This window comes from Curtobacterium sp. B18, assembly GCF_000333375.1.
Classification (GTDB): domain Bacteria; phylum Actinomycetota; class Actinomycetes; order Actinomycetales; family Microbacteriaceae; genus Curtobacterium.
Map to the genome: position 1 here is coordinate 1 of NZ_BACZ01000596.1, position 1,863 is coordinate 1,863.

Annotated in this window: 2 protein-coding genes and 2 pseudogenes; all 4 read right to left on the reverse strand. The window is 70.8% G+C overall.

Annotated elements, in window-relative coordinates; all coding sequences use genetic code 11:
* Positions 1 to 336: pseudogene (locus tag I5E_RS16235) on the reverse strand (pyridoxal 5'-phosphate synthase lyase subunit PdxS); the annotation flags it as partial.
* A gap of 12 nt (positions 337 to 348) precedes the next feature.
* Complete coding sequence (locus I5E_RS16240) at positions 349 to 1,002, reverse strand: HIT family protein (RefSeq protein WP_441294338.1); 654 nt, start codon at positions 1,000 to 1,002, stop codon at positions 349 to 351.
* Positions 1,002 to 1,511, reverse strand: a pseudogene (locus tag I5E_RS16245) (His/Gly/Thr/Pro-type tRNA ligase C-terminal domain-containing protein); the annotation flags it as partial. The gene I5E_RS16240 and the pseudogene I5E_RS16245, both read right to left, overlap by 1 nt.
* Positions 1,512 to 1,575: 64 nt before the next feature.
* Positions 1,576 to 1,863 (reverse strand): cation:proton antiporter regulatory subunit (locus tag I5E_RS16250; protein WP_031262974.1); only part of this gene is annotated, 288 nt, incomplete at its 5' end.

A 1,863-nucleotide genomic window follows, 5' to 3' on the forward strand; every position in this document is an offset into this window, starting at 1 on the left:
GTAGTCGACGCCGAGCTCCTGCTGCACCTGCGCCTCGACGAAGTGGCCGATGCGGGCCTTCGCCATGACGGGGATCGACACCGCGGCGATGATCTCCTCGATCATCGACGGGTCGGACATGCGGGCGACGCCACCCTGCGCACGGATGTCGGCGGGGACGCGCTCGAGGGCCATGACGGCGGTCGCGCCGGCCTCTTCCGCGATGCGGGCCTGCTCGGCGTCGACGACGTCCATGATCACGCCGCCCTTGAGCATCTCGGCGAGGCCGCGCTTGACGCGGTCCGAGCCGGTGATCGAGGTGCCGGGGGTGCTCGTGGTGCTGCTGCTGTCGCTCATGATGCCGACAGTCTAGTGCTCCGAGGGCCACCCGTCGGCGACGAGTCGGCGGGTCTCGCCGAGCAGCTGGGACATCGACTTCGTCCGCGCGATGATCGGGAAGAAGTTCGCGTCGGACTGCCACCGCGGGACGATGTGCTGGTGCAGGTGGCCGGCCACCCCGGCCCCCGCGACCTCGCCCTGGTTCATCCCGATGTTGAAGCCGTCGCAGTGCGACACGGCACGCAGGACGCGCATCGCCGTCTGGGTGAGCTCGCCGATCTCGCGGAGTTCGTCCGGCGTCGCCTCGTCGTAGAGCGGGACGTGGCGGTACGGGCAGACGAGCAGGTGCCCGTTGTTGTACGGGAACAGGTTGAGGAGGACGTAGGCGTGCTCGCCGCGGGCGACGATGAGGCCGTCCTCGTCGGACTTGTGCGGGGCCTCGCAGAACGGGCAGTCGTCGTCGTGTCCGCGGCCCTTCCCCTCGCGGCCGGCGTCGATGTACGCCATCCGGTGCGGGTTCCAGAGGCGCTGGAACGCGTCCGGCACCGCGGCGCCGGTCGCGGCGTCGCGGATGACGAGCGGGTCGTCGGCCGACCCGGTCGCGGTGGGCACGGATGTGGGACCGGCCACGTCGTCGACGTGACCGGTCCCCCGGGCGGGATCCGTGCCTCCTGGCCGGGTCATCAGACCTGCGCGCGCTCGCGGATGGCGGTGAGGATGCGCTCGACCGCCTCGTCCACCGGCACGCCGTTGTCCTGACGGCCGTCGCGGAAGCGGAACGACACCGCGCCGGCGTCGCGGTCGTCGCCGCCCGCGATGAGCTGGAACGGCACCTTCTGCTTCGTGTGCGTGCGGATCTTCTTCTGCATGCGGTCGTCCGAGTGGTCGACCTCGGCGCGGACGCCGTGCGCACGGAGCTTCGCGACGACCTCGTCGAGGTAGTCGCCGTACTCGGCCGCGACCGGGATCGCGACGACCTGGACCGGCGCGAGCCACGCCGGGAAGGCGCCGGCGTAGTGCTCGGTGAGGACGCCGAAGAACCGCTCGATCGAACCGAAGAGCGCGCGGTGGATCATCACCGGACGCTGACGCGTGCCGTCCGCCGCCGCGTACTCGAGGTCGAAGCGCTCCGGCAGGTTGAAGTCGAGCTGCACGGTCGACATCTGCCACGTCCGGCCGATCGCGTCGCGGGCATCTGGCCTGGGTACGCGATCCGGAAGCGCTGACAGGCGGGGGACAGTGCGCTCCGGATGCGCCTCACGCCTCGGGCTGGCGTGGTTCCTTGGGGAGTTTCCGGACCTTCGCGCGACGCTTCCGACGCTCCGGGATCATCGATCGCATCTCCTCCAGCTTGCCGAAGCAGAGCAGGCGGTCCCCGGGTTCGAGCGCGACGCCGCTCCGGGGGTTGGGGATGACGCCGGAGCCGCGGTGCAGCGTGAGGACGGTGATGTCGCGGTCCCAGAGACCGGACTCCTTGATGGTCTTCCCGACGAGGTCGGCGTTCGTGTGCACGAGGAGCTCGGCGACGCCGACCCGGTCGAGACG